Here is a 6,319-nt window from a genome sequence, read left to right on the forward strand (position 1 = left end):
GCCCGCGCGGGCAGCAAAGCCTTGCCAGTTAACGGCTTGCGGGCAGTCTGGCGTGCCCGCGGCAATCAGCCCAGGTCGAGCGGAATGAAGATGCGCGCATCGTCGCGCTGCACCAGCAGTGCCACCTGCTTGCCCGATTTCGATACCAGCGACTTGAGCTGTTCGGGCGAGCTGATGGGCGTGCCGTTGAGCGACAGGATCACGTCGCCCGGCTGGATGCCGACGCGCGCGGCGGGACCGGCCACGTCCTCGACCACCAGACCGCCGTCGATGCCGCTGCCACGCTTCTCCGCCGGCGTGAGCGGGCGCACCGCCAGCCCCAGCCGGCCACCGGCCTCGCTGCCACCGCCCTTCTGTGCGACGGCCCGGTCCCTGGCCGTGCCCACCGTCACCGACAGCGTCATCGGCTGGCCCTTGCGGATGATCTTCAACGAGGTCTGCGTGCCCGGCTTGATATCGGCCACGTGCTCGGGCAGGTCGCCCGAATGGTCGATCACGTCATTGTCGAGCTGCACGATGACGTCGCCAGGCTTCAGGCCAGCGCGCGCGGCCGGGCTGTCGGGCTCGACCGAGTTGACCAGCGCACCAGTAGGCTTGGGCAGCCCGAACGATTGTGCAAGCGCCTGGTTCACCTCCTGCACGCTGATGCCGAGACGACCGCGCGTGACCTTGCCATGCGCCACCAGCTGCTGCTGCACCTTGGTGGCCACGTCGATCGGGATCGCGAACGACAGGCCCTGGTAGCCGCCGGTCTGGCTGTAGATCTGCGCGTTGATGCCGACCACCTCGCCGCGCTGGTTGAACAGCGGCCCGCCCGAGTTGCCGGGATTGACGGCAACATCGGTCTGGATGAACGGCACATAGGTATCGTCCGGCAGCGAGCGCGACTTGGCGCTGACGATGCCCGCGGTCACGGTGTTCTCGAAGCCGTAGGGAGACCCGATCGCCAGCACCGGCTCGCCCACGCGCACCTGCGAAGGATCGCCCAGGCGCACGGCCGGAAGGTTCTTGGCGTCGATGCGGATCACGGCCACGTCGGTCTGCGGATCGCTGCCGAGCACCTTGGCCTTGAACTCGCGGCGGTCGGTCAGCTTGACCGTGACCTCCTGCGCGCCGTCGACGACGTGCGCATTGGTCAGGATCAGCCCGTCCGGGCTCACGATAAAGCCCGAGCCCAGTCCGCGCACCAGTTGCTGCTGGCCGCCTTGCGGACCCTGGAACTGCGGCCCGAAACGCTTGAAGAACTGGAACAGCGGATCGTCCGGATCGATGCCCGGGGGCATCTGCGCCGCGGTGCGCTGGGCGCGCGCGGTGACGCTGATATTGACCACGGCGGGCCCGTACTGTGCCACGATGCCGGAGAAATCCGTCGGCGTGGCCACGGCGGCCGCCGGCTGCGCTGGCGCGACGGCTGGCGCAGGTGCCGCGTACCCCGGCGTGATGACTTCCTTCTGCAGATAGGCATAGCCGCCGCCAAGGGCGGCAAGGGCCGCGATACCAACGGCCGTGCGAGCAATGGTCTGGCGCATCATGTGTGGTTCCTTTCCTTGTGCATCAGGCGTCGGCAGTTTGCGACGCGACACGGTCATGCTAGCGACCCAGACTTAAAACAGACTTAAGGGTCAGCACCAGGCCATGCACGGGCGTATCGAGCACATTTCGGCGAAATGAAAATTTATCTTGCGCACAATCTAATTGCGTCTAATATATCGCCATGGAACGCGACAACGCCCCCTCCCCGGATTTGCTGCTACTGGATCGCCAACTGTGCTTTGCGCTGTATTCAAGCTCACTGGCCATGACCAAGTTGTACAAGCCACTCTTAAGTGAGCTTGGACTTACTTATCCGCAATATTTGGTGATGCTGGTGTTGTGGGAGGCGGAAACGCTGACGGTCTCGGACCTCGGCGCGCGGCTGGCGCTGGACTCGGGGACGCTGACGCCACTATTGAAGCGGCTGGAGACGGCGCGGCTGGTCACGCGCACCCGTGACGCAGCCGACGAACGGCGGGTGCTGGTCAGCCTGACCGACTCCGGCCGCGCATTGCGCCAGCGCGCAGCGCGTATTCCTGAACAGATGTTGTGCGCCACGCAGTGCCCGGTCGAAGAGATCCAGGCCCTGACGCAGCGCCTGCATGCACTGCGGTCGACGCTTGAACAGGCGCGGACCGATTCCAGCCTGCCGGACTGACGGCAAGCATTGATACGCCCCTCTCGGGCAACAAACCGGAGCCTTATATGAAACTCGAAAAAGTCGTTTATACCGCCCATGCCACCGCCACCGGCGGCCGTGACGGCCGTGCCACCACGTCCGACGGCCAGCTCGACGCCAAGCTGGCCGTGCCCAAGGAAATGGGTGGCGCCGGCAATGGCCTGAATCCGGAACAGCTCTTTGCTGCCGGCTATTCGGCCTGCTTCCTGGGCGCCATGCGCTACGTGGCCGGCCAGCAGAAGATCACCGTGCCCGCCGATGCCACGATCGAAGGCGCGGTCGGCATCGGCCCGATCCCTCAAGGCTTCGGCATCCAGGTCGAACTGAAGATCTCGCTGCCGGGCTTCGAGCGCGAGGCTGCCGAAAAGCTGGTCGAACAGGCGCACCAGGTGTGCCCGTACTCGAACGCGACGCGCGGCAATATCGACGTGACGCTGACTGTGGTCTGATCGGCAAGCATGAAAAAGGCCGGTATCGCTTGCGCGATACCGGCCTTTTTGTTTTGTCGCACTGCCGGCTACCGGGCCGGCTCGGTTGCTGGTAGTTGCGCGCAAAATGCGCGCTTCTGTGTCGAACTCAAGCGCTTGATCTCGATTTCCGCTTTCAACGCTTCGGATTTCGTGTCGAAGCGCAATTGGCCCAAAACGCGTATGGGCTTGCGCGATCGCGTATATTTAGCGCCTTTTCCGGACAGATGCTCGGCGAAGCGGCGGGCAACATCGGTCGTGATCCCGGTGTAGATGGAATCGCCGGTGCATTCGAGCAGATAGAGGTACCAGGCGCTGTCAGCCGACATGGGATGGGTAATGGGGATTCAGCGGTAATAGTATTACGCCGGAGCGGCGGCGGCGAGCCATTCCATTTTCCGCCGCGCCAAAAGCAAAAACCCCCAGCCTTTTGGGGCTGGGGGTTCTGCGGAATAAGAGCCTGGCGATGACCTACTTTCACACGGGAATCCGCACTATCATCGGCGCGGAGCTGTTTCACGGACCTGTTCGGGATGGGAAGGGGTGGTTCCAGCTCGCTATGGTCACCAGGCATGAGGGGTTGCAGCGCTGAGGTTGAGGTCAACGCTGCGAATAGGGATGTAGTTGGGGTTGTGCGTGTCAACTGTTTCGGCACAGTCGCGATCACCCACCAGGCAAAACACACTGGTTATAGGATCAAGCCTTACGGGCAATTAGTACTGGTTAGCTTAACGCATTACTGCGCTTCCACACCCAGCCTATCAACGTCCTGGTCTCGAACGACCCTTCAAGGCGGTCAAGCCGCCAGGGAATCCTCATCTTCAGGCGAGTTTCCCGCTTAGATGCTTTCAGCGGTTATCTCTTCCGTACATAGCTACCCTGCGATGCCTCTGGCGAGACAACAGGTACACCAGCGGTACGTCCACTCCGGTCCTCTCGTACTAGGAGCAGCCCCCGTCAAGATTCCAACGCCCACGGCAGATAGGGACCAAACTGTCTCACGACGTTTTAAACCCAGCTCACGTACCTCTTTAAATGGCGAACAGCCATACCCTTGGGACCGGCTACAGCCCCAGGATGAGATGAGCCGACATCGAGGTGCCAAACACCGCCGTCGATATGAACTCTTGGGCGGTATCAGCCTGTTATCCCCAGAGTACCTTTTATCCGTTGAGCGATGGCCCTTCCATTCAGAACCACCGGATCACTATGTCCTGCTTTCGCACCTGCTCGACTTGTCGGTCTCGCAGTTAAGCACGCTTTTGCCATTGCACTTTAGGTACGATGTCCGACCGTACCAAGCGTACCTTCGAACTCCTCCGTTACACTTTGGGAGGAGACCGCCCCAGTCAAACTGCCTACCATGCACTGTCCCCGACCCGGATTCACGGGTCAAGGTTAGAACCTCAAACAAACCAGGGTGGTATTTCAAGGACGGCTCCACGTGAACTAGCGTCCACGCTTCAAAGCCTCCCACCTATCCTACACAGATCGGTTCAAAGTCCAATGCAAAGCTACAGTAAAGGTTCATGGGGTCTTTCCGTCTAGCCGCGGGGAGATTGCATCATCACAAACACTTCAACTTCGCTGAGTCTCGGGAGGAGACAGTGTGGCCATCGTTACGCCATTCGTGCAGGTCGGAACTTACCCGACAAGGAATTTCGCTACCTTAGGACCGTTATAGTTACGGCCGCCGTTTACCGGGACTTCAATCAAGAGCTTGCACCCCATCATTTAATCTTCCGGCACCGGGCAGGCGTCACACCCTATACGTCCACTTTCGTGTTTGCAGAGTGCTGTGTTTTTATTAAACAGTCGCAGCCACCATTTTATTGCAACCCCTTCACCCTTCTGGCGCAGGCCAGTCAAGCTACCAGGGCGTACCTTATCCCGAAGTTACGGTACCAATTTGCCGAGTTCCTTCTCCCGAGTTCTCTCAAGCGCCTTAGAATACTCATCTCGCCCACCTGTGTCGGTTTGCGGTACGGTCTCGTATGACTGAAGCTTAGAGGCTTTTCTTGGAACCACTTCCAATTGCTTCGCAGCACTAGGCCGCTCGCCCCACATCCTTGAATCCCGCGCCCGGATTTGCCTGAGCGCCTTCTCCAATGCAGGGACCGGGACTTCCAACACCCGGACAACCTTCCGCGATCCGTCCCCCCATCGCATCATACGACGGTGCAGGAATATTAACCTGCTTCCCATCAGCTACGCATCTCTGCCTCGCCTTAGGGGCCGACTCACCCTACGCCGATGAACGTTGCGTAGGAAACCTTGGGCTTACGGCGAGGGGGCCTTTCACCCCCTTTATCGCTACTCATGTCAGCATTCGCACTTCTGATACCTCCAGCATCCTTTACAAGACACCTTCACAGGCTTACAGAACGCTCTCCTACCACGCACATTGCTGTGCGTCCGCAGCTTCGGTATATAGCTTAGCCCCGTTACATCTTCCGCGCAGGACGACTCGATCAGTGAGCTATTACGCTTTCTTTAAAGGGTGGCTGCTTCTAAGCCAACCTCCTGACTGTTTTAGCCTTCCCACTTCGTTTCCCACTTAGCTATATTTGGGGACCTTAGCTGGCGGTCTGGGTTGTTTCCCTCTTGACACCGGACGTTAGCACCCGATGTCTGTCTCCCGTGATTGCACTCTTCGGTATTCGGAGTTTGCTATGGCGGGGTAATCAGCAATAGACCCCCCAACCATGACAGTGCTCTACCCCCGAAGGTGAGACACGAGGCACTACCTAAATAGTTTTCGGAGAGAACCAGCTATTTCCAGATTTGTTTAGCCTTTCACCCCTATCCACAGCTCATCCCCTAACTTTTCAACGTTAGTGGGTTCGGTCCTCCAGTACGTGTTACCGCACCTTCAACCTGGCCATGGATAGATCATCTGGTTTCGGGTCTACACCCAGCGACTCAACGCCCTGTTCGGACTCGCTTTCGCTACGCCTTCCCTAATCGGTTAAGCTTGCCACTGAATGTAAGTCGCTGACCCATTATACAAAAGGTACGCCGTCACCCCTTACGAGGCTCCGACTGTTTGTATGCATGCGGTTTCAGGATCTATTTCACTCCCCTCCCGGGGTTCTTTTCGCCTTTCCCTCACGGTACTGGTTCACTATCGGTCGATCACGAGTATTTAGCCTTGGAGGATGGTCCCCCCATCTTCAGACAGGATTTCACGTGTCCCGCCCTACTTGTCGTACACCTAGTTCCACAATCGTGTTTTCGCATACAGGGCTATCACCTGCTAGGGCCGGGCTTTCCATCCCGTTCTGCTAACACCACTGCTAAAGAGTACAAGGCTCTTCCCATTTCGTTCGCCACTACTTTGGGAATCTCGGTTGATTTCTGTTCCTGCAGCTACTTAGATGTTTCAGTTCGCCGCGTTCGCTTCCCACACCTATGGATTCAGTGTGGGATGACCCATTCGGGCCGGGTTTCCCCATTCGGACATCTCCGGATCAAAGCTTGTTTGCCAGCTCCCCGAAGCTTTTCGCAGGCTACCGCGTCCTTCATCGCCTGTGATCGCCAAGGCATCCACCACATGCACTTGTTCGCTTGACCCTATAACGAGTGTGTCTCGATGGCTCGAAACCTCGCTACAGGATGAGTTCTCGCATTTGTGCCGCAT

Annotated in this window: 4 protein-coding genes and 2 rRNA genes; 2 read left to right on the plus strand and 4 right to left on the minus strand. The window is 59.0% G+C overall.

Features of this window, described 5'->3' with window-relative positions:
* Positions 1-65: 65 nt before the first annotated feature.
* Entirely contained in the window at positions 66-1,532 is a 1,467-nt protein-coding gene (locus AC1Q6V_RS08915; RefSeq protein WP_454749995.1) for a DegQ family serine endoprotease, read from the minus strand.
* 182 nt (positions 1,533-1,714) lie between these two features.
* Here AC1Q6V_RS08915 and AC1Q6V_RS08920 point away from each other — a divergent pair, with 182 nt between their 5' ends.
* Together AC1Q6V_RS08920 and AC1Q6V_RS08925 are read left to right on the plus strand one after the other, a co-directional pair.
* A complete protein-coding gene (locus tag AC1Q6V_RS08920; RefSeq protein ID WP_454749994.1) occupies positions 1,715-2,191 on the plus strand; it encodes a MarR family winged helix-turn-helix transcriptional regulator in 477 nt (158 codons plus the stop codon).
* A 47-nt stretch (positions 2,192-2,238) separates the two neighbouring features.
* A complete protein-coding gene (locus AC1Q6V_RS08925) occupies positions 2,239-2,661 on the plus strand; it encodes an organic hydroperoxide resistance protein (RefSeq protein ID WP_010809789.1) in 423 nt (140 codons plus the stop codon).
* Positions 2,662-2,729: 68 nt separating this feature from the next.
* Here the strand turns inward: AC1Q6V_RS08925 and AC1Q6V_RS08930 are convergent, their stop codons facing one another.
* The 3 genes from AC1Q6V_RS08930 to AC1Q6V_RS08940 form a co-directional block, all read right to left on the minus strand.
* Positions 2,730-3,008, minus strand: coding sequence for a GIY-YIG nuclease family protein (locus AC1Q6V_RS08930; RefSeq protein ID WP_010809788.1), 279 nt, complete (start codon positions 3,006-3,008; stop codon positions 2,730-2,732).
* Between the two features lie 129 nt (positions 3,009-3,137).
* Positions 3,138-3,250 (minus strand): 5S ribosomal RNA (gene rrf / locus AC1Q6V_RS08935).
* A gap of 121 nt (positions 3,251-3,371) precedes the next feature.
* A 23S ribosomal RNA gene (locus tag AC1Q6V_RS08940) occupies positions 3,372-6,252 on the minus strand.
* Positions 6,253-6,319: the final 67 nt, after the last annotated feature.

The organism is Cupriavidus sp. GW823-FHT07B10 (genome assembly GCF_058794355.1).

Excerpts from the sequence above, each read along its gene's own strand:
- AC1Q6V_RS08915 (WP_454749995.1), bottom strand. The coding sequence starts at position 1,532 with ATGATGCGCCAGACCATTGCTCGCACGGCCGTTGGTATCGCGGCCCTT.
- AC1Q6V_RS08930 (WP_010809788.1), bottom strand. The coding sequence starts at position 3,008 with ATGTCGGCTGACAGCGCCTGGTACCTCTATCTGCTCGAATGCACCGGC.
- AC1Q6V_RS08920 (WP_454749994.1), top strand. The coding sequence starts at position 1,715 with ATGGAACGCGACAACGCCCCCTCCCCGGATTTGCTGCTACTGGATCGC.
- AC1Q6V_RS08925 (WP_010809789.1), top strand. The coding sequence starts at position 2,239 with ATGAAACTCGAAAAAGTCGTTTATACCGCCCATGCCACCGCCACCGGC.